23 protein-coding genes are annotated in these 23,926 nt (G+C 35.4%); 12 read left to right on the top strand and 11 right to left on the bottom strand.

The features are described 5' to 3' along the window. Positions 1–68: 68 nt before the first annotated feature. Together C9J29_RS12785 and C9J29_RS12780 are read left to right on the top strand one after the other, a co-directional pair. Positions 69–800 carry a response regulator transcription factor gene (locus C9J29_RS12785; protein ID WP_089986557.1) on the top strand — a complete coding sequence of 244 codons (732 nt, stop codon included), beginning with the start codon at positions 69–71 and terminating at the stop codon, positions 798–800. Next, positions 797–2,518 carry a sensor histidine kinase gene (locus C9J29_RS12780; RefSeq protein ID WP_107922276.1) on the top strand — a complete coding sequence of 574 codons (1,722 nt, stop codon included), beginning with the start codon at positions 797–799 and terminating at the stop codon, positions 2,516–2,518. The genes C9J29_RS12785 and C9J29_RS12780 overlap by 4 nt, the downstream gene beginning before the upstream one ends. Positions 2,519–2,591: 73 nt before the next feature. On the opposite strand, the gene C9J29_RS12775 is transcribed toward C9J29_RS12780, so the two are convergent. After that, positions 2,592–3,359, bottom strand: coding sequence for a sulfite exporter TauE/SafE family protein (locus C9J29_RS12775; RefSeq protein WP_107922275.1), 768 nt, complete (start codon positions 3,357–3,359; stop codon positions 2,592–2,594). Between the two features lie 104 nt (positions 3,360–3,463). On the opposite strand from C9J29_RS12775, the gene C9J29_RS12770 reads away from it, so the two are divergent. The 3 genes from C9J29_RS12770 to C9J29_RS12760 all read left to right on the top strand — a co-directional run bounded on the left by C9J29_RS12770 (position 3,464) and on the right by C9J29_RS12760 (position 6,033). Further along, a complete protein-coding gene (locus C9J29_RS12770; protein WP_107922274.1) occupies positions 3,464–4,342 on the top strand; it encodes a LysR family transcriptional regulator in 879 nt (292 codons plus the stop codon). Positions 4,343–4,601: 259 nt separating this feature from the next. Then, positions 4,602–5,117: a GrpB family protein gene (locus C9J29_RS12765; RefSeq protein WP_107922273.1), complete on the top strand. Its 516-nt coding sequence runs from the start codon at positions 4,602–4,604 to the stop codon at positions 5,115–5,117. A gap of 259 nt (positions 5,118–5,376) precedes the next feature. Continuing rightward, positions 5,377–6,033 (top strand): Type 1 glutamine amidotransferase-like domain-containing protein, encoded by a 657-nt coding sequence (locus C9J29_RS12760; protein WP_090001440.1) that lies wholly within the window; start codon positions 5,377–5,379, stop codon positions 6,031–6,033. A 347-nt stretch (positions 6,034–6,380) separates the two neighbouring features. On the opposite strand, the gene C9J29_RS12755 is transcribed toward C9J29_RS12760, so the two are convergent. After that, the gene (locus C9J29_RS12755) at positions 6,381–7,280 is read right to left on the bottom strand and encodes a PhzF family phenazine biosynthesis protein (protein WP_090001441.1); all 900 of its coding nucleotides are present in this window, start codon (positions 7,278–7,280) and stop codon (positions 6,381–6,383) included. A 91-nt stretch (positions 7,281–7,371) separates the two neighbouring features. On the opposite strand from C9J29_RS12755, the gene C9J29_RS12750 reads away from it, so the two are divergent. Further along, on the top strand, positions 7,372–8,286 hold the full coding sequence (locus C9J29_RS12750) for a LysR family transcriptional regulator (protein ID WP_090001443.1): 915 nt from the start codon (positions 7,372–7,374) through the stop codon (positions 8,284–8,286). 89 nt (positions 8,287–8,375) lie between these two features. Here the strand turns inward: C9J29_RS12750 and C9J29_RS12745 are convergent, their stop codons facing one another. Further along, positions 8,376–9,287 carry a DNA-3-methyladenine glycosylase 2 gene (locus C9J29_RS12745; RefSeq protein ID WP_107922272.1) on the bottom strand — a complete coding sequence of 304 codons (912 nt, stop codon included), beginning with the start codon at positions 9,285–9,287 and terminating at the stop codon, positions 8,376–8,378. A 164-nt stretch (positions 9,288–9,451) separates the two neighbouring features. Between C9J29_RS12745 and C9J29_RS12740 the strand changes: the two genes are divergently transcribed. From C9J29_RS12740 to C9J29_RS12720, 5 genes are all read left to right on the top strand, one after another. Then, positions 9,452–10,165, top strand: coding sequence for a 2OG-Fe(II) oxygenase (locus C9J29_RS12740; RefSeq protein ID WP_107922271.1), 714 nt, complete (start codon positions 9,452–9,454; stop codon positions 10,163–10,165). Positions 10,166–10,252: 87 nt separating this feature from the next. Beyond that, positions 10,253–10,891 (top strand): bifunctional transcriptional activator/DNA repair enzyme AdaA, encoded by a 639-nt coding sequence (locus tag C9J29_RS12735; RefSeq protein WP_107922270.1) that lies wholly within the window; start codon positions 10,253–10,255, stop codon positions 10,889–10,891. Continuing rightward, positions 10,875–11,408, top strand: a complete 534-nt coding sequence (gene adaB / locus C9J29_RS12730; RefSeq protein ID WP_107922269.1) for a methylated-DNA--[protein]-cysteine S-methyltransferase — start codon at positions 10,875–10,877, stop codon at positions 11,406–11,408. The genes C9J29_RS12735 and adaB overlap by 17 nt, the downstream gene beginning before the upstream one ends. Positions 11,409–11,444: 36 nt before the next feature. Next, entirely contained in the window at positions 11,445–12,263 is an 819-nt protein-coding gene (locus C9J29_RS12725; RefSeq protein ID WP_090001453.1) for an SPL family radical SAM protein, read from the top strand. Positions 12,264–12,872: 609 nt separating this feature from the next. Beyond that, entirely contained in the window at positions 12,873–13,106 is a 234-nt protein-coding gene (locus C9J29_RS12720; protein ID WP_043990338.1) for a site-specific integrase, read from the top strand. 427 nt (positions 13,107–13,533) lie between these two features. On the opposite strand, the gene C9J29_RS12715 is transcribed toward C9J29_RS12720, so the two are convergent. From C9J29_RS12715 to C9J29_RS12695, 6 genes are all read right to left on the bottom strand, one after another. Next, the gene (locus C9J29_RS12715; RefSeq protein WP_090001455.1) at positions 13,534–14,490 is read right to left on the bottom strand and encodes an acetyl-CoA carboxylase carboxyltransferase subunit alpha; all 957 of its coding nucleotides are present in this window, start codon (positions 14,488–14,490) and stop codon (positions 13,534–13,536) included. Continuing rightward, positions 14,483–15,331, bottom strand: a complete 849-nt coding sequence (gene accD, locus C9J29_RS12710) for an acetyl-CoA carboxylase, carboxyltransferase subunit beta (protein ID WP_089986506.1) — start codon at positions 15,329–15,331, stop codon at positions 14,483–14,485. Before accD ends, C9J29_RS12715 begins: the two co-directional genes overlap by 8 nt. A 383-nt stretch (positions 15,332–15,714) precedes the next feature. Continuing rightward, the gene (locus C9J29_RS25165) at positions 15,715–15,843 is read right to left on the bottom strand and encodes a hypothetical protein (protein ID WP_008177494.1); all 129 of its coding nucleotides are present in this window, start codon (positions 15,841–15,843) and stop codon (positions 15,715–15,717) included. A gap of 17 nt (positions 15,844–15,860) precedes the next feature. Then, complete coding sequence (locus tag C9J29_RS25160; RefSeq protein ID WP_008177496.1) at positions 15,861–15,989, bottom strand: hypothetical protein; 129 nt, start codon at positions 15,987–15,989, stop codon at positions 15,861–15,863. Between the two features lie 562 nt (positions 15,990–16,551). Next, positions 16,552–17,265, bottom strand: a complete 714-nt coding sequence (locus C9J29_RS12700; RefSeq protein WP_008177498.1) for an SDR family oxidoreductase — start codon at positions 17,263–17,265, stop codon at positions 16,552–16,554. 32 nt (positions 17,266–17,297) lie between these two features. Then, positions 17,298–17,849: an NAD(P)H-dependent oxidoreductase gene (locus C9J29_RS12695; protein ID WP_008177500.1), complete on the bottom strand. Its 552-nt coding sequence runs from the start codon at positions 17,847–17,849 to the stop codon at positions 17,298–17,300. A 368-nt stretch (positions 17,850–18,217) separates the two neighbouring features. Here C9J29_RS12695 and C9J29_RS12690 point away from each other — a divergent pair, with 368 nt between their 5' ends. Continuing rightward, the gene (locus tag C9J29_RS12690; protein WP_008177502.1) at positions 18,218–18,556 is read left to right on the top strand and encodes a winged helix-turn-helix transcriptional regulator; all 339 of its coding nucleotides are present in this window, start codon (positions 18,218–18,220) and stop codon (positions 18,554–18,556) included. Positions 18,557–19,404: 848 nt separating this feature from the next. Here C9J29_RS12690 and bluB read toward each other — a convergent pair. Together bluB and C9J29_RS12680 are read right to left on the bottom strand one after the other, a co-directional pair. Continuing rightward, on the bottom strand, positions 19,405–20,046 hold the full coding sequence (gene bluB, locus C9J29_RS12685) for a 5,6-dimethylbenzimidazole synthase (protein ID WP_090001461.1): 642 nt from the start codon (positions 20,044–20,046) through the stop codon (positions 19,405–19,407). A 638-nt stretch (positions 20,047–20,684) separates the two neighbouring features. Beyond that, the gene (locus C9J29_RS12680; protein WP_107922268.1) at positions 20,685–22,991 is read right to left on the bottom strand and encodes a glycoside hydrolase; all 2,307 of its coding nucleotides are present in this window, start codon (positions 22,989–22,991) and stop codon (positions 20,685–20,687) included. Between the last annotated feature and the right edge of the window lie 935 nt (positions 22,992–23,926).

Below are 23,926 nucleotides of genomic sequence, written 5' to 3'. Positions count from 1 at the left end.
GTATTATTCATTGGAAAAAACATGTTAAAATGAATTCCATGTTAGACGGGAAAGGACAGATTTTAAATATGAATTTACAAGATGTGGCCATTTTACTTGTTGATGATGAATCAGCCATTTTAGATATGTTACAAATGGTTTTAACGAAAGAGGGCTTTCGACAAATAGATCGTGCAAGTACTGCTCAAGAAGCGTTAAATGCATGTAATAAGAAGCCATACGACATGATTTTATTGGATGTCATGCTGCCAGATAGGAGTGGCTTTGATATTTGTCCTTTTATTAGGGAGACAACAGAGGCCCCGATTTTATTTATTACAGCAAAAAACTCAGACTTAGAAAAATTAACAGGCTTTGCTATGGGCGGGGATGATTATATTACAAAACCATTTAACCCATTAGAAATAGTCGCTCGAATGAAAGCGCAACTACGCCGCGTTAAATTATATGAGGAGGAAAGACCACAGCACATATCTTTAAATACGTTCATTTACGATTTTGGTCGATTCCAGGTGAATGAGCGTGCAGGGGAATTAATTGTGGATGGACAAGTCATTTCTTGTCCCGCTCAGGTCTATCAATTACTACTCTTTTTTTGCAAGCATCCCAATCAAATCTTTACGAAAAGTCAGTTATATGAAGCTGTCTGGGGTGATCATAGCTTTGGGGATGATAATACGGTTACCGTACATATTGGCCGTATACGCGAGAGGATAGAAAAGGACCCGAAGGACCCCGAATTGTTATTAACCATTAGAGGACTAGGCTATAAATTAATTCAAAAAGAGGGGATGGTATGAATCGAATTAGTCGTCGACTTGCCTTTACCTTTATTTCACAAATTGTTTTTGTATTAGTGGCTTTAGCAATAGGTACCATCATTTTTTTAGTGTATGTTGGGTTGCAGTTAGAAAGTAAACCTGAAACACAGCATGTAACAAGTAGAAGCAATAGTACATTAAGGCAAACATTTTCAATTGAAAATGGCCATGTGTCGTTAGATGCTAACAAAATTTCTGATATAGAAAAGCGTGAGGAATGGCTACAAATAATCGATGCTCACGGAAATATGTTGGCCTCTTCCAAACTACCATCTGATGTTCCAACGCATTACGAAGCTGGTCAATTAATAGCCTTTTGGCAAAAAAGCATCCCGTTCCCATACGAGCTCATTATTAGCCAGGAGGAGAAGGGTGGACAAACCTATTTTGTTGTAGTTGGTCAAAAACGTCCTGCACGACAGCTAGCAGAAAAACTTCCAATTGAATGGGATGGAAAGCGCCTCTCTCAGCAAGGGGAGCGGCTATTGGAAGAAACTCATGGTACGCTAGCAATTTATTCAGCTAGTAGGGAGATCATCCAACAATACGGGCATGTGAAAAATCCTGAAGCAAAACTTTCACTCGATCATTTACTTGGGGATGAGGCTGATCATCTCAGAAATAATGGCAGCCAATATATATATTTTGATGCAGAGAAACAGCAAACATGGGTCATTGAAGTACCATCCGCTGCAGTAAAGGTGGAGGAAGGTAAGCATAATACCTATTTAGGAAAAGCATTTCTTCTATATGGAGTAGCCCTTATTCTATTCATCATCGCCACAGCGTTTTGGTACGGTAAACGATTTGGGCAACCCGTTCTCTATATTGTTAACTTTATTCAACGATTGGCAGATGGTAATTATCACGAGCAAGAGGTTAAGAAAAAAGATAAATCACTAAATCGTCGTGGTAAGAAGAAGCGGTCCTTCCGTTTATTTCGAGAAATTAATGATTCCTTGAATGAATTGAACCAGCAGCTCAAGCAGAACGAAAAGCTTCGTAAACAAATTGAACAAACTCGCGAAGAGTGGATTGTTGGGGTCTCTCATGATTTGAAAACACCTTTATCTTCTATAAATGGTTATGCGCATGTCCTTGAATCAGCCCCCTACAATTGGTCACAAGAAGAGTTTCAACAGATTGGGAAAACATTACGTGAAAAATCAACCTTTATGTCTGAATTAATCGATGATTTAAGCTTAACGTATCGCCTAAAAAACAATGCCTTGCCCATGGTTCGTCAAACGCAAGAAGTAAACGAAGTCATTCGAAGAGCCGTTATTCATTTTATAAATGATCCGCAATTTACTTTTTATAATATTTCATTTCATGCTTCTGAAGAGCCGATATCATACCCTCTTGATATGAAATGGTTTACGCGTATTATTGATAATATGATTTCTAATGCTATTAAGCATAATCCGACAAATACGAGAATTGATATTATTGTGCAGAAGGAAAGTGATCATTACTTCACTGTTCGTATTCAGGATAATGGTATTGGAATGGATTCATCCACGTTAGATCAATTATTTGAACGCTACTATCGTGGTACGAATTCAGAGGAAAACACAAGTGGTTCGGGGTTGGGCATGAGCATCGCTAAACAATTAACACTAGCCCATGGTGGAGAAATAGCTGCTTCTAGTACTCCCGGAGAGGGTACTGTCATTGTATTAAAATTTTATTCATGATGGCAGTCCTGCCTTTTATGTCCTTAAATTTTGGAAATAAAGGGTAGGACTTGTTTTCTGCCTGTATGTAATTTTATTTTATTAAATCCGTCACAACTTGAACAAGTAAGAATAAAAAAATGATGGGTAATATAATTTGAATCCATTTTGTTTGGATGTACGGAATAATCTTTAAGCCTATGAAAGAGCCAGCAATAGAGCCAAGCGAAACAGGAATAGCAATGCCCCAATTAACAATACCAGTCAAGTAATAAAAGAGGAAAGCGCCTGTACAGCTTGACAATGAGATCATTCTTGATAACTCGACTGCTTTTAAATAATGGTATTGTTTTTTCAAAAAATAGGTTATATTCATAAGAGCTGAACCTGGTCCAAAACCTCCGTCATACATTGAAATTGCAAATGGAATAAGCTTGTTAATACGTTGTTCCTCTATTTCTTTTACATCTTTAACAATCCATTTATTACTGCGAAGGACTATCATAAATGCGAAAATTAAGCTGATACAAGCGACCACATTCATGATTCGCTCCGATAAGAGGATTGCAAATATTGCACCTAAGACACCTCCTAAGCAAGAAACTATCATGAAAGAAAAGTATTTTTTCACAGATAAACGTCCTGTTATAACAAATGAAACTACATTCGATAGGGCTGATATTCCTGTCGCAAATTTATTAACAGCGACCGTTGTATGAATGGGAATGCCAACGAGTAATAAGGAAGGCATCAAAATAAAGCCTGCTGCACCAAACAGAACTCCTATTATGGCCGCGAGTAAACCAATCGTAAATAAAATAAACCCTTTTATTGATAACCATTCCTGTAGTAAAATTTCCATTTCATCACCTCTATCCTTAAATTACTGATAAACTATACATAAAACAAATATATATTTATTACTTATTCATAAATATAATTTATGGATAGAAAGGTGGGAATGGCATGAATTTACATGCTTTGAGAATCTTTACGAATGTAGCCAAACTTGGCGGAATTACTGCAGCAGCGAATAGTATGCTACTCAGTCAGCCTGCGGTTACCATACAAATTCGGAAATTAGAGAATGAAATAGGGGCTAAATTGATTGAAGGCAAAGGGCGTGGCATTCAATTAACTCCAGAGGGGAAGTTTTTATACGAGCAAGGCATGCGTTTATTTTACTTAGAAGCACAAATCGATGAAAAGCTTGGTAAATTTTTAGCCAAGGAAAACAAAATACATATTGCCTCGTCTTATATCCCTATAAATTACATACTTCCGCCTATCATCGCTAAGTACAAGCTTGCTCATCCTCATATTGAATTTTTTGTATCGTTAGGCAATGTGCAATCTGTGGAAGACCAAGTTCTGAATTATGAAGTAGATTTTGGTTTTGTCGTGCAAAGTAAAATCGGTCATACCGATTTACAGTTTGAAAAGGTAGTAGATATCCCGTTTTGGTTTGTCGTCCATCCCTCACATCCTTTAGCCAATCAAACGGTCTCCATGAATGAATTATCGAACGAAGATTTTATATATCGGGAACGCGGCAGCTCGACACTCGATTTATTGGAGTCTATTTTTTACACGTTCAATGCTCCATTACCTAAACTAGGACTTCAAATGCAGGGCTTACATGAATCCATTAAAGTAGTGGAGTCAGGATACGGTATGACTTTAGCTCCGTCCTACAGTGTGTCTGAAAGTATAACAAGTGGAAAATTAGCTCAAGTGTATATTGAGCAGGCAAATATTCAGCAAAGTTTATTTATTTGCTCGCGGAAATCTGATCTAATCGAACAACCATTTATACAATTTTTAAAAGCTCATATAAATGCTTAACTAATAAAACCGTGAAAAAGTACAATGCTGTTTCGGTTGACTCAATTTAATCAATTAAGTACGTAGAGCGAGATATATAGTTAGTAGTAATTGTTGGCAATAAAGAGAAAAAACACGTACATTAACGTTATTAAAATATTTAATTGTTCGTGTTTATAATAATGAAATGCGAATTGTTCATCGGCTGGACACGTTTGCTTTTTCGTAAAACACGAACATTATAAAATATTGGTTATTGAAGTGGTTAGGAGGAAATACTTTGCGAAAACTAGTAGTCAGTTTGTACAATGATCAATGGATTCAACTGTTTATGGAAGAGGCTGAAAAACTGAATTTTATATTTAAAAATGAAATCATAGACATCTATCATATAGGAAGTACCTCTGTTCCTGGGTTAAAGTCTAAACCAATCATAGACATCCTGCCTGTTGTGAAAGATATTCATCACGTTGATAATTTCAATTTGGAGATGCAAAAAATTGGGTATGTTGCTAAAGGGGAAAATGGAATAGCTCAGCGTAGATACTTTCAAAAAGGTGGTGATAATCGCACGCATCACGTTCACTTTTATCAGATTGGAAGCGGTGAAATCACAAGGCATCTGGCCTTTCGGGATTATTTAATATCACATCCTGATGAAATGAAGCTTTATGGAGATTTAAAGGAAAGATTAGCACAACAATTTCCTAATAACATGAAGTCATACATAGCTGGGAAAGATTATTTTGCTAAAGAATTAGAACGAAAAGCATTGGCATGGTATGACGGACGATAATCTAGAGGCTGTCATAGACAGCTTTTTTAACTAAACCTGTTAGTTGAGGGGGATGGCAAGTTGGCGGATTTCCAATCCCAATTCATATTTGCTTCAAAGAATTATAGTTGATGTACTTATGAAGAGGGTAACTGGGAATGTATTATTTTGGAAAAATTTGATAAAATTAATTTACAATCATTACTATTAGTACCACAAGCAGAACATATTGAGCTTATTGTGTAAGTGATAAGAAACAGAATGAGTAACGGAGGTACACATGAAAACACACTATTATTTAGGTTGGTTTAATGATTTTTTTCCAGAGAATCTAGGCAGGGTGTTACAGGAGGATATAACTGATAGAAAATCGCTTGCTATGATTAGCTCGAATCCACTTTTGTATGAAGAGGAGGGTGCTACTGAACGCTCATGGCTTGACCAAGCAGGTATTCTATTCGATGACTATCATTTAATTAATTATCACGTACAGAAGGAAGATGCCCAAGCCTTTATTCGAAATGCGTCAGCCATTTTCTTGTTAGGTGGAGATACTCTTAAACAAAATGAGTTTTTACTAGACTATGAATTGTCGGATTTGATTAAAAAAAGCAGGGCTGTTGTAATGGGGGCAAGTGCTGGAGCTATCAATATGTCCGCTAAATGGTTATGCTCAAAAAACTTTGGCTATCCAGTTGAAAAAAGCACTTTATACGACGGAATTGGTCTTGACAATTTTTCCATCCTGTCGCATTTTGATCTTGAAAATAACATGGAGTTGGTGCAAGACGAGCTGACTGCTTTATCGGAAGAAATAAATATTTATGCGTCGAACAAGGATTGCGCTGTACGTGTAAAGGGAGGCAACATCGACATTTTAGGCAATGTCTATTTAATGTCCCACACCAAAATTCAGAAATTGGATGAGACGCTCTAGCTATGGTGAAATTATGCAAAGTTAAAGCGTGTTTGGATCAAACTTATGTCCAAAACACGCTCTTTTCTTTTTTTAATATCAATTTGATCAAACCTTGGCAACAAAAAGTTTAGGCTTTATCATGAAGTGTACTTTTTGTTCGAGATGGGTCTAGAAATTGTGGAGAGTTATAGTAGTACCACATTGATATGATTGGTAATGGTTTGAGGTACCTTCTTTGACTTTAAAATGTGTTTCCACCAAAAATAAAACTTCTCTAAATGCGCAAAAAGCGAAGAATTTAGAGAAGTTTATTCTATCTCGGAATTAAATACTAAAAATTCAGAAAATAATATATATATTGCTCTTTATACAAATATTTTTCCTTCAATGGAAACAACTGCAGCTCCTGCTACTTCAATAACAGCATTCTCCGCATCAGGTGTAATCGTTACATAAAGAATCCCTGGTCTATTGATCGTATGTCCTTGACCAATCATTAATTGATGTCTTTCTTGTTGAGCTAGTATATTCTCAAGATATAAATAACCGCCTAATGCACCGTTTGCCGCACCTGTAACTGGATCTTCATCAATTCCTATATTGGGGCAAAAATCTCTTGTGTAAATATCAAATTGCCCATTTGTGTCAAAGGTAAAGAGGTGAGTGGTTGAAATGTTAAAATCATTGTTCATCTTTTTAAGCTCGTTTAAGTTAGGCTCTGCTTGGTCAATTGCTTGACGGGTCTTCACTGGAACCATAAGATGTGGGACACCTGTATTCGCTATTTTTATTGGAAATCTATCATCAAGGTCTGTTTCATGTATACCTACAAGATCCGCAACGACTGCTGGGCTAATGTCGATACTTTTTACTTGGGGACGTACTTGAGTCATAGATACTCGCGTTAATTGATTATTTTCCATCAGCCATTTTACGGGAATTAGGCCTATATTGGATTCAAAGACTATTTTATCGTCCTTATCCATCCAATTGTACTTAGTAGCCATTAACCATGCTGTACCTAATGTGGCATGACCGCAAAAATCAACCTCTTTGGTTGGTGTAAAATACCTTATTTTATAATTGGCATTAGCATTCGATGTCGGTAAAAGAAAGGCCGTCTCCGAAAGGTTTAATTCATTCGCTATTTTTTGCATGTCCTCGTCTGTTAAGTTTTCTGCATTCGGTATAACGCCTGCCGGATTCCCTCCAAAAGTTTCTGTTGTGAAAGCATCTACATAAAAGAACTCTATCTTTTTAGTCATGACTATCTCCTCCTTTATTCTAAGATTATTGTATTATGATAGAATTAATAAGTAAAATTCATGTTTTTGATCATCAACATGAGGAAGTCGAATGGAAAGATTAATCGTACATGGGGGTTATATTGTGAACCTGTTGCAAATAGAAATATTCGTCAAAGTAGTCGATATAGGTAACTTCACAAGAGCAGGGGAAATTTTGGCGATGACACAATCCGGAATCAGTCATAATATCGCTTCTTTAGAGTCAGAACTCGGTATTACACTTTTGAATAGAGGGAGAAATGGAATCTCATTAACAGATAGTGGAGAACGTATTATAAAACATATGAGAAATATCCTATCAGAAGCTGAAAGCATTAAACAAGAAACCGCTTCAATTTTAGGTATACAAAATGGAAAAATAAATATTGGTAGTTTTTCAAGCTTCTCATCAAAATTGTTGCCTACTATCATATCAAGGTTTAGAGGAGAATTTAAGGGAATTGAAATAAACTTTTATGATGGCAGCTATGATCAAATAACGCGTTGGGTAGAAGAGGGGAAAGTGGATATTGGTTTCACGTCTTTAAGTAACCCCTTGGATCATTTGAAGACAATTCCTATATTAAACGATAGATTGGTCCTCACATTACCAATTCATCATCATCTTGCAATAAATGGACAAGTAAAAGTGGAAGATCTTCAGGGGGAGGCTTTTATTATGCCCAAGCTAGGATGTGAGGTAAGTGTTATGAAATTTTTAAAGGAACAAGAAGTTTCCCCAAACATCCAGTTTAATGTGGAAGATAATCAAACTATCATTGCAATGGTACGGGAAGGATTAGGCATTACCATCATGCCAGAGCTAGCTTTACCCTATAATTTACAAGGTACCATTGTAAAACCTCTCTTACCCGAACCTTCCCGTGAAATAAGCATTATTACTCGATCAAAGAAGCAATCCCTTCCTGCTGTCAAAGCGTTTATAAAGACAACGATGGATTGTATAGAAGATTTACAGCTTTAATATGAATTTAGAAACGAAGAGGCAGAGAGCATGTTTTGATTCATTTTTTCAAAGCATGCTCTTTATAATTGGTCTCAAATAGAATTTATTTAGTAAAGGACACGCCATAAATAAAAGGTGGCGTAGGATTCCCAGTTTTTCCATGGTATCGATAATTCCGTGATTTCATCTTTCGTCGGCTTTCGATTCATATTTTGTAATAGTTTTATCGAATTAATAAGACCCACATCATCGATTGGAAAGGCTGTCTGGAACCTAAGGCAGCGCATTAAAACATAATTGGCTGTCCAAGGGCCAATTCCTCGTATTTTAATTAAGCTTTTTTCAGCATCTTTAAAATCCATTTTCATTAATTTTTCCTTCGACAATTCTTCACTTGCCATTAATTTCGCAATGCCAATGATATATTCGCTTTTTTTCACCGTCATTTTAATATCTGCAAGGTCTGAGGGTGTTAACTGTGCAATTCTTTCGTACGATGGGAACACCCAATATTTATTACCATTCCATTCGATGAAATCGCCAAATTTTTCTACAAATTGCCTCTTTAAGATGTACGCGAAGGCTAAGTTAATTTGTTGGCCTAAAACTCCCCAGCATAAAGCTTCAAATAAATCAGGAATGCCAATTACTCGTAATCCATAGAAGTTTCGGGCAGGTACTTTAAGTAAAGGATCTGCTTTTGCCATTTCATAAAAGTGTGTTAAATCGTTATTAAGATCAAACCACTCATCCATAAATTTGACAATCTCTTCGCATTTCCACCTCTCAATAGGTTTAGATTCATTTAAGAATTGAACAAGCATTTGTTTATTATTAATGAAGTTTATCTGTACTAAGGACCGAATTTCACCGATAGTTATTACTTTTGTAATGCTATCATTCTCTATTTCATACATGCATTCATTCTGTTCTCTTGATAGATAGCCTAGATTGGCATTCATGTTGAACTGTTCAGGTAGGGTAATGACAATACCATTCTTGACTTCATGCCATATCATTTTTTTCATTCTCCTTTACAAAATACATTGATGTCATTTTTACTTTATCACATCATCATCTTTAGTAATTTTGTTATCTTGCTATTACATTCTAAACACCTTATTTTTTTCAATGGATGAGGTTATAGTGTTAGTTATCAAGAATGCTAAATAGGAGGGATAACATGATACAGGACATAAAGGCACGTGTCGAAAACTTAGATTGGGAGTCCATTCAAAATGAATTAGATGAGCAAGGTTTTGCAAAGCTTCCAGCAATTTTAACAAAAGAGGAATGTGAATTTTTCATGGAAATGTATGGGGAGGAAGAGTCCTACAGAACGACAATCAATATGACGAGATATCGCTTTGGAAATGGGGAGTACAAATATTTTTCATATCCATTACCCGACATCCTTCAACATTTAAGAGAGTCTTTTTATGTAGAATTAGCGAAAACAGCTAATCGGTGGCTGAGCTATTTAAAGAAAACGGAGCAGTATCCAGAACAACTTCAAGATTTTTTGAATACCTGTGAGGAGTTTAATCAAACGAGACCGACACCTTTACTATTAAAGTACGAAACAGGCGGATTTAATTGTTTGCATCACGATTTATATGGCGATCTATTTTTTCCGTTTCAAGTAGTGTTTGTATTAAATCAACGTGAGAAAGACTTTTCCGGTGGAGAATCTTTATTAGTAGAACAAATCCCACGTGCCCAAAGCAGGGGACATGTCATTACGTTAGAGCAAGGCAGTGCACTTATTTTTCCAACTAACCACAGACCTGTTCTCGGTAAAAAGGGTTATTATAAAAATACAGTACGGCACGGTGTAAGCACGGTTATTTCGGGAGAACGATATGGCCTTGGAATCATTTTTCACGATTCTAAATAAACATTAAATTTCAATATGTTGCTATTTCATTCTTTGAAATGTCCATTTTGAATGGATAGGGAGTATATTATAAGTTGAGGTGAGAAAATGCCAGATAGAATGGATCACGGCCACAAAGAGAGCTACACTCAAAGTCATTCGAATGATGTAGAACTGATAACAGAAGAGAAATGGCAAGCCATTATAAATAATGATATAACGTACAATAATCAATTTTTTTACGCTGTGAAGTCAACAGGGATATTTTGTAAGCCTTCTTGTAAATCACGCGTTCCGAAAAAAGAAAATGTATGTATATTTCAAAACGCAGAACAAGCTCTCCGTGCAAATTTTCGCCCTTGTAAACGGTGCAAGCCTACAAATGAAAATCTACCTGATAGCGAGTGGGTTAATTTAATTACGGAATATATTGATAAAAATTTCACAGAAAAACTAACGCTAGAATCGTTAGCAAGCATTTGTCATGGAAGTCCGTATCATATGCAGCGAACATTTAAAAAGATTAAGGGCATTACGCCAGTTGAGTATATACAGCAAGTTAGAGTTCACGCAGCTAAAAAGTATTTGATTCAGACAAATAAAGCGATTGGAGATATCGCCATTTGTGTGGGGATGGCTAATACGCCTTATTTTATTACTTTATTTAAAAAGAAAACGGGCCAGACCCCAGCGCAATTTCGTCAAATGAGGAAGATGGAGGAACAGGACAATGGAAAAATTGAATAAACCAACACTTTACTGGTCTTTACTAAAGTTTAAAGATTGGAACTTCTATATAGCGTCAACGTCAAAGGATCTTGTGTTTATAGGTTCACAGAACAAACCATTTGAGGAATTAGTCGAATGGGCGACGAAACACTTTCCAGGAAGTCCGCTTGTTGAAAATGCTGAAAAACTTGAGCCCTTTGTCGTTGAAATCACTCAGTATCTAGACGGAAGACGGAAATCCTTTACGATCCCATTTGAGTACGTAGGTACACCATTCCAGCAAGCAGTTTGGCAGGCACTTTGTGATATCCCTTATGGACAGACGAAATCCTATTCCGATATTGCACATGATATTCATAAACCAGCAGCTGTTCGGGCAGTTGGCACGGCTATCGGAGCTAATCCAGTATTAATTACGGTGCCATGCCATCGCGTAATTGGAAAGAACGGCTCATTAACTGGCTATCGGGGCGGATTAGAAATGAAGACTCTGCTCCTTAATCTGGAAAAGCGAGCTTCATTACACATTGAGTAATCTAATTATTGCTGTACAACGATTGGAGATGCCTTCATGAGTAGTGAATTATTCTATAAAAATCCAAAAACCATTCTGAATAAAGGGACTGGCTTCCTTTCCGGATATACGCATTCACTTAATCCTTATACAGGCTGTTCATTTGGGTGTTCCTATTGCTATGTCCGTGAAATGCCAGTATCTCTATTTCGGGAAGGAGAATGGGGAAATTGGGTAGATGTAAAAAATGGAGCTGCACATTTACTAAAAAAAGAACTTCATCGCGCCAAAGCTAAAGGAAATGTAACTATTTTTATGTCATCAAGTACAGATCCATATCAGCCAATAGAGCAAAAGGAAAAGGTGACACGATCTCTACTAGAAGTTATGGTAGAAGATCCACCTGACTTCTTATTAATACAGACTAGAAGCCCACTGGTAAGTCGAGATATCGATTTGCTGCAACAATTGAAGGACAAAGTTCGAGTTAGTATGACGATTGAAACCGATTCTGAAACGATACGAAAACATTTTACTCCAAAGGCACCTCCAATCCAGGCACGCTTTAAAACATTGGGAAAATTAGCAGCTGCAGGCATACCAACCCAAGTTGCTATAGCTCCCATTTTACCAAGTGGGAACCATTTTCCGTTGAAACTAAAGCCATATGTCGATCGGATCTGTATAGATGACTACTTCATGGGCGATGGTAGTGGCGGTAAACGCACACGAAAACTCGGTATTGAAAAGAAATACGCCCAACTTGGTTTAGAGGAATGGTACGGACCACATGTTCTTAAAAATGTATATAACCGATTTATTGAAGTCTTTCCCGAAAATCAAGTGTATGTGAGCCAGGCTGGGTTTGAGCCTTAAAAAGACTGTATTTGGAACGATGAATAGAGATTTGAAAACCATACCAAATAATCATACAATTAAAGGTTTTATCAAGGGTGCATTTTTTAATTGGAGTTTTAGCTGTAATAGCGAATTATTTAAGGGGATGATGGATTGATACTATGGGTACTATTAATTAATAAGCACGTAAAGTAAAGATGACATCTGTAAATAAAAAACGTTTGGTAACAACAAGCAGGTATAAATAACTTGCTTGTTGTCTTTTCATTAAATTTAATTTAAGCAGAGTCTACAGCATTTATGGTCTAGTGCATATAAAATTTTGTTGTCCTAAACAAAATTAACTGAGCGTTTACTATACTTATTTTTTCAATTCTGTCTCACTATTATTAGTATACTTTTCAATGAAACATAACTTCCTATAATTTATATTATGTAAACTAAAATTATTTGGCGAGGAGGAGGGTTTAGATACGTCAACTATCCATAATATCTGTACTTTTCGACTTGTAATTCTGAAGTTCCTTATAATTTTCATGTGAACGATAACTCTCCTTTTTTACGATAATGGGATGATTTTGTACAGATAATAATTATTGTTTAATACGATATCTGGAGGTTTTATACTTGCAACTACACGCAGCCATCGATGAATTTGTATTGTATATTGAGATTGAAAAAAATTACTCGGAAAATACGGTTACGAGTTATGAATACAATTTACAGCTCTTCTTAAGCTTTTTAACGGACCATGGCTGTTCAACCTGTTTAAATGAGATCACCAAGACCCAAGTACGTCGCTTTATCCAATATTTATTAGGATCATTAAAACAAAAACCTCCTATTTGCTTCTTAAAGTAAAGAAAATATTCTTCATTGTACAGTTGATGTTGAAAAGCAAACCCATAATAAATACTTATTTATTAAGTCGATAGTATAAGGAGAAATAGGCGTTCCGAAAATTTTATGTGACCCTTTTAGTTTTTGTTTCGACACCTAACTTTTGGGGTGCAGTACCGAATTGCCCGATTGTTGAAGATCGTTTATTCAATATAGAAGAAACCCACGAATTTTGAAAAAAGTTTGATCAAAATGCGTGGGTTTTATTTAAATGCGAAGTTATTTTTATCAAACTATATTACAAATAATCGAACTTAATTATAAATGATCAATCTTTTTTACAAACTACAACTCTTTTTTCTTCCATCATTAGGATATTAATTTATTTAAGAAACAATTTTTATCTCTTTACGAACAAATTCACATGTCCAAAAACCTAAAAATGAATTTAAGCTTCTGTATATTGTCCAATCTTTCTGAATTTCTCATAGCGATCCTCAATTAATTGTTCGCCATTTAGAGAATTCAATGCTTTTAGTGTGACGCTTATACATTCTTTTATATAGGATGCTTGCTTCGGAACATTGCGGTGTGCACCACCAGTTATTTCAGGGATTATTCCATCAATAACGTCGAGCTCTTTTAAGTCAGGTGCTGTTATACGCATTGCTTCTGCAGCTTGCTTCCCTAGGCTACCATCTCGCCATAAAATCGATGCAGCCCCTTCAGGCGAGATAACCGAATACGTTGAGTTTTCTAACATAAAGACTCGATTAGCTACGCCTAATGCAATGGCACCACCACTTCCGCCTTCCCCAATAACAATACTAATAACTGGTACTGTTAGAATCGCCATTTCAGCAAGAGTTCTGGCAATGGCTTCACTTGGGCCGCGTTCCTCGGCTGCCTTTCCTGGATAGGCACCTTTCGTATCAATAAAACAAATAATTGGGCGCTTAAATTTCTCAGCCTGCTTCATTAAGCGTAATGCTTTACGATATCCTTCAGGGTGTGGCATACCAAAATTCCGCCGAATATTTTCTTTAGTTGATTTTCCGCGCTGGTGTCCAACAATTGTTACAGGCAGTCCTTCAAAGAGAGCAATTCCTCCAAGAATAGCTGCATCATCACCAAATGTGCGATCTCCATGTAACTCAATAAAGTTTTCACACATAGCTTCTATATATTGTAAAGTTGTTGGTCGTTCTGGATGTCTAGCAACCTGTACACGATCCCATGGCTTCATATTGGCATAAATAGATTGTTCTAGCTGTGTTAGACGTGTTTCAAGCTTTTCGATTTCGCTTGTCATATCTACATCTGCCTCTGTAGCAATCGTTTTTAATTCATCAATTTTTTCTCGTAATTGTATTACTGGTTCTTCAAAAGCTAAATTTTTAGACATGTTGCACACCGCCTTTTGTATGCATTTTTACAAGCATTACTATTTGATTTCGTAAATCCTTCCGATGGAAAACTGCATCAAGCTGACCATGCTCTAGTAAAAACTCTGATTTTTGGAAATCACTTGGTAATTTTTCTCTTAATGTTTCTTCAATGACACGGCGACCAGCAAAGCCAATCAATGCTTGTGGTTCCGCAATATTAATATCTCCAACAGAAGCAAAGCTTGCTGAAACGCCACCGTAAGTAGGGTGCGTCATGATCGAAATAAATAATAGTCCTTCTTCACTATGACGTTTTAATGCCACACTCGTTTTTACCATTTGCATTAATGATAGAATACCTTCTTGCATGCGCGCTCCACCACTAGCAGTAAAGATAATAACCGGTACACGTAATTCAATAGCTTTTTCAACGGCACGTGTGATTTTTTCTCCTACAACGGAGCCCATTGAGCCCATACGGAAATGAGAATCCATAATGGCTACAACAATTTCTTCTCCATCAAGAGTACCTACGCCAGTCAGTACAGCTTCGCTTAATCCCGTTTGTTGTTTAGCCACTGAAATTTTTTCTACATAATCAGGGAAATTAAGTGGATTACTTGTTTGTAAATGATCATCCATTGAAACAAATGAACCTTCATCTAAGAAATATGCTACGCGCTCCTGTGCAGTCATTTTGAAATGATGGTCGCATTTTGTACACACTTTATGATTTTTTTCTAATTCCTTTGTTAACTGAATGTGACGGCATTCTGGACATTTTGTCATAAGTCCTTCTGGAAATCCCTTTTCCTGTCCGTCCTCTTTCTTTTTACTAAAAAAGCTACGTATTGCCATGTTTGACTCCCCCTTTGTTGTCTAAATGCCTTGTTCAGCATTCATCCACTGTTCGTAAGCTTTAAATGCTTCTTTTTCATAGCCAAGCTGCATCGATTTCAACATAGTTTGAATGATTAATTTTTCTTCTTCTGTTGAGTTTCGATTTAAACGGTCATCGCCATAAACTACTAACTGAAACCAGACTTTTAGTGAAAGACGATTTCCTTACGTGATGATTATTTCTCGTAAAACATCCCGACAATTCATCGTACTTTCTATCTCTAGCTTTACAAAAAAACTGCCCCACACTGGTAGTGCTCGCAGAGTTTCTGTACAACTTATAATGCGAATGGCTTCCTTTTCATGAATTGTCGCGTTAATTCGAAATCCTTTTTGATTTTTCATCTTCTAATATAAACATCGACAATATTTCTACGAGCTGATGCTTTTGTAGAAGCTAGAAACGTACCTTCCCCATGTCTCGTTTCAATAAGACCTAATAACTCTAAACTTCGCAATGCCTCTCTCACAGAGGATCGCCCGACACCTAGACGTCTGAAAGGACTCTTTCGGAAGGTGACGTTTCACCAGCCTGTATTTTTTCTATTTTAATAAGTTGTCGTAATTGTTGGACGATATCTAAAAACACTTTCTTTTGTTTGGTTTTTTTATCCATACGATCAACTCCTCGGTCAATCTATTCGCCTTGGAATAATTATTACTGTCGCTTTCCTTTCGCGCAGATAAACAATGCATCCAAAGGCTTTATCTTCATTCAGTAGGTGTTTGGAAACCTACTAAAAAGAAACAAAATCCACCATTTTCAGATGATGGCGTCTCTTACTGAATGAATTCAAAAGTGGTCTGGCCACTTTTGAATTTGGCTTTATCTTACAAAATAATTATTTGAAAGTAAAGAAAAAACTGCATAAAAATTTATGCAGTTTCTAAAATTCCCTTCAATTTCATATTCTTTTCGTCGTTTGTACATATTTTATTTTCACATGAGGTCTACCAAAGCGCTTTTCAAGCGTTCTCTCAATGTAAAGCAATTCATCATATATCATTTGAAGAAACTCTAAGAACTTTATACAGTTCTGGTAGTGAAGCAAATATTACAGTTATTGATTTAAGTGGGATTCCATTTGAAATATTAAGTATTACAGTTTCTTTAGTGTCTCGAATCACGTTTGATTTTGGATATTATTCAAAAAAAGTACTTGGAGTTAATCCAACACCTAAGTTAAAATGTGACCGCCTTCTACATGAAGAACGGTTCCAGTCACGAAACCATTTTGTAGCAAGTATAGTACGCTTTGTGCAACATCTTCAGCTCTTCCTATTCGTTTCACAGGGAGTTTGTTTTCAACTGCATTATAGAAGTTATTACGTGCTTCTTCTGCCATTTTGCTACGGGAAGGTGTATCAATTATTCCAGGTGAAACGATGTTTACTCGGATCGGAGCAAGTTCTAAAGCCAAAGTCTGGCCTAGATTCGAAATAGCCGCATTGACTGCACCTAGAATTGCTGAGCCAACCATAGACTTGTAGGCTACAACCCCAGAGAACAAAGTGATTGAACCGTTTGGTAAAATTTTCGAAGCACCGTATTTCGCTGCATAATATTGTCCCCAGAATTTGTTTTCAAACAGTTTTCGGGCTTGGGCTGTATCCGTTTGGAGGAATGACCCGCCGGATGTTTCTGCCGCGCTTACCACAAGATGATCGAACTGGCCGATCTTTTCAAAGAAAGACTGGACTTGCTGTTCTTGCGTTGTATCTAGAGTATAAGCCGTTGCTCTATCTCCTAGCTGCTCTTTGGCATTCCGTAATTTATCTTCGGAACGGCTGGCAATGATTACTTCTGCCCCATGAGCTATTAGCTGTTTAGCTGATTCCAAACCAATCCCAGAGCTTCCACCGATAATTACAACTTTTTTATCTTTTAACATGTTTTTCTCCCCTTATACGTTTACTTAATAGATTAAAAATTCAATACCTCTTGCAGATGTAAATCAAGTTCAGATACAAACTTTTCAACTTTCGGATTTTTGACTACATCATAACAAGAGAAACTCTTTAAAGGCTTCATTCCGAGAAATTTATGTATACGATGTAAATGACTTAATGCATCTTCTAGGTTGCTCCCTTCAAAAAATTGACTTGGATCGTTAAATGCTTTTTCAGGAGCATTCCAGGTAGTCGAAAACATATATTTCTTTTCAGTCAACAACCCGCCTTTTCCATACTGATCGGCACCCCTAAAAAATAAACCATAAGCATATACTTCATCCATATAGGACTTCAATAAGCCGGGGACACTGAACCAATAGATAGGTGTTTGGTAAATGACAATATCAGCCCATATAAATTTTTGTTGTTCTTCTTCGATTTTATATCCTTTTTGAATAATTGTTGTTTTTACATTGTTTTTTTCACTTAAAAAACTGACCATTTTGTTCATCAATGTTTGGTTTAAATTCCCCTCTGCTGAACTATACTTCTGATGACCGTTAATTATAAGTATATTTTTCATCTTTATCTAGCTCCTTCAATTATATGATTTCTAAAAAAACTGCCTAGCGTGTAGTTGATAACCCTACTGCACTTAAGGTAAAATTCAAATCGTTTGCTTCATCCGGAAGATACTCATGATTATGTCTCAATAGCAAAGCATTGATTTATATAGCAATGAGAGCAAACGGTAGTTTGTTTCGTTGATTTCTTGCAATAATTTTAGTCACCTCCTCAATAAGGGATGAAATTATAAGTACAACGATATTATAAATATAGTAACTTCATTTATGGAAGTAGTGATATTTATTTCATAAAGTTTCTGAAAGTATACTATTGTGATATGATAAGGTGAATTAAACAAAAAAATTTTTCGGGAGGATGTTTCATATGAGTGTTATTGAGCCAGTAATATTAACCAAAGGAGCACCAGATGAGACTTGCCCCATTGCTAAAACGCTCGACGTGATTGGGACTAAATGGACTTTTTTAATTATTCGCGATCTGCTTATAGAAGGAACAATGCGATTCAGTGACCTATTGAAATCAATGAATGGAATTAGCCCGAAAACACTTTCACTCCGTCTTAAGACACTAGAAGATCATGGGATATTGAATAAAAAGGTATTCCCGGAGGTTCCCCCTCGTGTGGAATATACGTTAACAGACAAAGGAAAACAATTGGAAGGTATTTTCATTGAATTAAAGAGATTTGGATTAAATTTATAAAAAATTAAAATAAGTCATTCTTTAAATTTTGGTAAGTTAATTATGAATCATATCAGAGCATTTTTATTTTTAAATCTATTTCTCAGGCTATGAACTAAACAAACTACGCTATCACCGCATATTGATAGTAAAGTAAAGCTATTTTAGCCTTACACCTCCGAATTTTGTTACTTAGGGTCACTCCTATCCCAAGTGACCCTTTTTATTTTTTTCCTTAAAGTGTTCATTAACACTTGTTTAAATTTATTTAAATGAACCTAGGCTGCTTCACTTTTGTCTTTTATTAGATTTTGCAAGATCATAATCAACACCTTTTTTAAATACTTTTTAAAAATTAGAGTATCAAATTTATTACTTGTCGCTACTTTCAATCCTTTAGTAATCTTTTCTGAGTCAATTCAACTATATAAAAAAAGTTATCCATTGGTTCTATATAATGTGTAAAAAGAGTCGAACATACAAATTTGTATGTTCGACTCTTCAAGTATTCCCGTTTTAGAATCTCAATATATATTTTCTTATGAACTTGAATCGTGATTCTTTAACAACAAGCTAAGTTCATCTCTCTTAAAATAATTTTTATGAATATGGGACAAATCTACATTAAACGATAATTAACATTATTTAAACGAATAATCCCCTTTTGAACGATAATTTATAGGAACCATCCAATAACTAGAAAGTTGTGACAAAAGTATTTATATTATGTAAATTAAAATTATTTGACGAGGAGGAGGGCATGGATACGTAAATTACCCATTATAATTGCTTTACAATCTTTAAGGAAGAATTAGGTTTTTTTGTGTTCCAAAACTACCCATAACGCACCCTGATAGATTAATAAGTTTTTAGTTTTGTCCCCATTTATTTTCAAAAATAAGATGTTCTAAAGAACGCCTTTTTTCCCAATTAGCTAACTCTAAAATGGGTTTTTCTGGGTAATTTTCAGTATAACCGATTGATATAAGAGCAATGGGATCGATGTGTGGTGGTATTTCTAAAATGTCTCTAATATCATTCTTTTTATAAAAACTTACCCACCCCATTCCAAGTCCTTCAGCACAAGCAGCTAACCACATATTTTGAATAGCACAAGCTGTTGATAATATATCTGTTTCAGGAATGGAATTTCGTCCTAATACATGGGAACCTCCTCTTGTAGGGTCACATGTAACACAAATAGTTATAGGAGCTTCTTTTAAACCCTCAATTTTTAAATCAAGGAATTTCATTTTTTTCTCCCCATCATAATGAACAGCTAATGCTCTGCTTTCTTTTTCTGCTGCCCAAGCCAATTTTTCTTTAATTTCGTCCGTGGAAATCAAAATAAAGTTCCAAGGTTGCATAAATCCTACTGAAGGTGCATGATGAGCTGCATTTAATATTCTTAGTATAATGTTTTCAGGGATAGGAGTTGATAAAAAACTTCGAATATCTCTCCTATTATAAATAACTTTATAAATAGACTCTCTTTCTTCATTAGAAAACATAAATTTCTCCCCTTTTCTTTACAAAAATATTTATTTTTAATATTAACTAATTTTTCATTATTCTGCCACGTAAGTTGAAGTAAAAATACACCAAAAAGCGTGGTTTGGGTATGTTTGTCCTTAACGTTGTATCCGCATAAATCTGACTCCACCTCTTCTTAATTCGGATTAACATTCGTCAAATCGATTACCACATTTCCTTTCAGTTTCATATATGGATAATGGCATCATTAATAATAGACCGGTTTAAAGACACCCTTTGCAGATTTCACAATTGCCTTTGGCTGCTGAATTGATAGTCGTTCTAATAGCCAACGAAGCTCTTGCTGTGAGAAAGTTCATACTTCAGCGTTTCTTCTACAACATAAACAAAAATACCCTCTAAGATGACCTCTTTGAAAGTGTCTATCTTATAGGGTACTTTTTAAAACGTAAACTTCACCTTTTTTCTAATACTTTTACGCTAACTGCAGCATACGTAAATATTACTTTTTTAATCCTTTTTTCAATGAACCCCCACAATGGATAAGCTACTTCTATGTCTTCTTGTAAACTTATTCCTTAGCGTTCAGATTTAGCCTCTCTGAAGATTATCTCAAGGAAAATTATTAGCAGTTATACTATTGCGAATTTCACGCTTATTTTTCCGGTGAATAGATAGTATTACTATTTCCATCAATAATTAACACCGATTTTCCAGGTATTGTCTTGCCTTGATAGTTAAATTCATCTTCTGAAAAATTTGCGACTACTCTTAATGCTTCACCATATTCAGTCATTTGAACGAGTCTATCATCTGATATAATTTTAAAATCTGTCATTTCTTTCGTTATTGCTTTTTTGCTAAAATATGACCATACCCTTGAATGCCTTACAATTGTTTCTTTATGTTTTTCCCAATCGTGTTTATCTATATGATATAAAGGAGGAACATTATAAAGTATCTCATACAACATTCTATTTGTTATTTCGTCTTTAAATTTTAAGGTTCCCCATCCCCACCAATGAGTTGTGATCACTGAATCGTTGTAAACCAACTTATACAATGGAATCGTGTAGTTTGAATCCAAAAATAACTTCTTGTACTTATCCTTTAGTGGTATTTGTTTAGAAAACATTTCGGGAACTCCACCATTACTCGAATAGTATCTCCCTACGTAATACTCACTTTGTTTGTTTTTTGCCATATCCTCGTCCATCCAAGAAAATGATGGCGTTTCTATTCCATGTGCAAAGGCAATAGATTTGCTAGCAAAATCATTTCCGCCCTCAGTGCCTACTACCATATCCCATTCTTTTTGCAGATACTCCATTCTCTTAATCCTAGCCTGGATATCTTCCTTTTCAGTAGTAATATGTTCTGGCGAATAGTCATCGAAGATTTCTCCAGTGCCATCTGTGTCTAAAAACCATGAGTTAAATGCTAAGCCGGTATTTAAAATCGAAGTTACTCTTTCTTTTACACTAGGCATTGCAAGCGTCGGATTCAACTTTCTACCTGCACCTTGGAATCCTTCAATCTTTTCTCCATTTTTATTTGTTACAGTTGCATTCTCGTAAAGTGAAGCATCCTTAAACTTAGCAGTTTCCCACTTCTCTTTACCTGGTTCATGGATAGAATGATATGAATCATAGGTACCAAATAGAAAGCCGAATTCTTCTGCATCTTTTACTAACTCAGGTTTAATGAATCCTTCCTGCCAATCATCCAAGCCGATCCACATATGTTCTAGCCCAGAATCCTTCATGTCCTTTATCACATCTACAGTATTAGCATCTGCCCACTTCTTTATTGGGTCAACTACATCTCCAAGTATGCTTTTTAATAATCTCTTATTTAGGTCAATTAATTCAACGGGATTTAATTTTTCTATTCCTTTGTTTAACAGCCTCTGAGTATCTTTATCTGTTTCAGTAAATACTTCCGGATTATAGAATTCATTTAGTTGCATTACTGCACTTAAGGATTTTATTATTCTTTTCTTATTGTATTTATCTACATAATCTAAGCTTTTTAAATCTTCAAAAGCTGATGAAAGCTCTGATCCATCCTCAACATTAGTAGTTAATAGCCCCTGAATCCATAATTTCAGTTTTTCGGGAAAAATGTCTCTCAGCTTTGCCCATTTAATATTTTCTTCTGAAATCACAGTTCTGTCCCAAAAATAAGCATGAGGTGCTCCATAAAGCTTTTCGATATTACTATTTTCTTTAGCCTTATCCGCCAAGCTTTTGAAGTCCCCCTGTTCAATTAAATAATTTTTATAGGTTTTTGCAACATCTACTGGATTTTTTTTCGTTAAATATATTCTGAAACCATATTCCTTCTCTTTATTAATAGTTGGAAACTCATGATTAAAAGTAAACTCAATATCGTTTTCTGTATGATAAACAATTTCACTATTATAAGGGTTTTTAATTATATATACTAGTGAATACCCACTTTTATCAACTGCAAAAAATTGCATAGATAAAGCCTCAATTACCTTCATTTTTTCTTCACTTAAGTAATTTTTCCAAATTGAATCATTGCTTGGAATATACTTCCCTTGATTAAATGGGAGCATATATCCGTCACCTTTCACTTTTGGCCATGCAAACATGTTGTCTTCATCCTTGCTGGATTTTATGGTTACATCAACATACTTATCTTTTTTTTCGATATCCACCTTAATTCCCTGTTCTGAATAGGTCCAGCTAATGTTATCTCCACTGTCTTTTAAATTTGAAACTTTCATTTTCCCCAATGGTTCAGATAATTTCTCAGTAATTCCATTGGATTCCACCTCAAGCGCAAGTGTCTCAGGATCCACACTAAAGTTAAAGTCTAAATTATTTATTTGTGGCTTACTCTCTATACCTGTATTAATTTTTTCTTTCTTACATCCCGTAAGAACGCTTGTTAATATTGCAGCAATTAACATGATTGATAGAATTTTTTTCATGTAACACACCTCCATACCAAGTGTAATATCGGTTTGTTACACGAATGTCACAAAAAAAATCTACCTTATTATTTTTAAATTCAAATCCTTAGTAGCAAGCTCCTTATTAGAAATCTCGTCAATCAGATTTTGGTTGACCGTCACATCTTCCCTCATTCAGGGTCAGTTTAACTCAGTGACCCCTTTTATAATTTCTATTCTCAGATAAAGAATAAAGACCCAGTTCCAAAATCCACTTCAATTATTTCCGCTATGAAAAAATATTGATTGCCATTAAATTTAACTTCTGCGTTACAATCCTTGACCCTTATTACCTTTACACCTAACTCTTCTAGCGCTTCTCTGCTGCATCTGTTGGCTTAGATTAGATTATTGTCTGACAATTGGAAGTGCAATTAATTGTTACGATGAATATTTTATTCGTCTTAAGGAGAATCTAGATTAAACGATAATTAGTATTATTTAAACGAATAATTCACTTTTGAACGATAAATTATAGGAAGCTTTTAATAATAAGAAAGTAGTGACCAAGGTATTTATATTATGTAAACTAAAATTATTTGGCGTGGAGGAGGGCTTGGATACGAAAAGTTTTCATCTCAGCTGTATATGGACTTCCTGACACCCTCTCGTATATCTTGATTTATTTTCATTTTAGATAAGAACATCCATACACACAAAAAAATTAAGTATAGTCTTACCATAAAAATCCATTAAGATTAGGCGATTTTCACACATTTAAAGTCTATATTATTTAGACAGAATTCAAGACACCTAGTTAATCCTAGGTGTCTTTATTAATTTTATTTTTTGTTCCTGATTACTATTAAACTATTGGATGTTACTTAAATTAATTGACGTTCTTTTTCTTAAATGTCAGATAGTTTCGGACACTTGAGACAAGATCTCATCTTTTTTTTGCACGATCTTACTCC

Origin of the sequence: Lysinibacillus fusiformis (genome assembly GCF_003049525.1) — a bacterium.
Taxonomy (GTDB): domain Bacteria; phylum Bacillota; class Bacilli; order Bacillales_A; family Planococcaceae; genus Lysinibacillus; species Lysinibacillus fusiformis.
The sequence above is the reverse complement of the archived record's forward strand: the minus strand, read 5'-3'. Positions and strand labels throughout refer to the sequence as shown.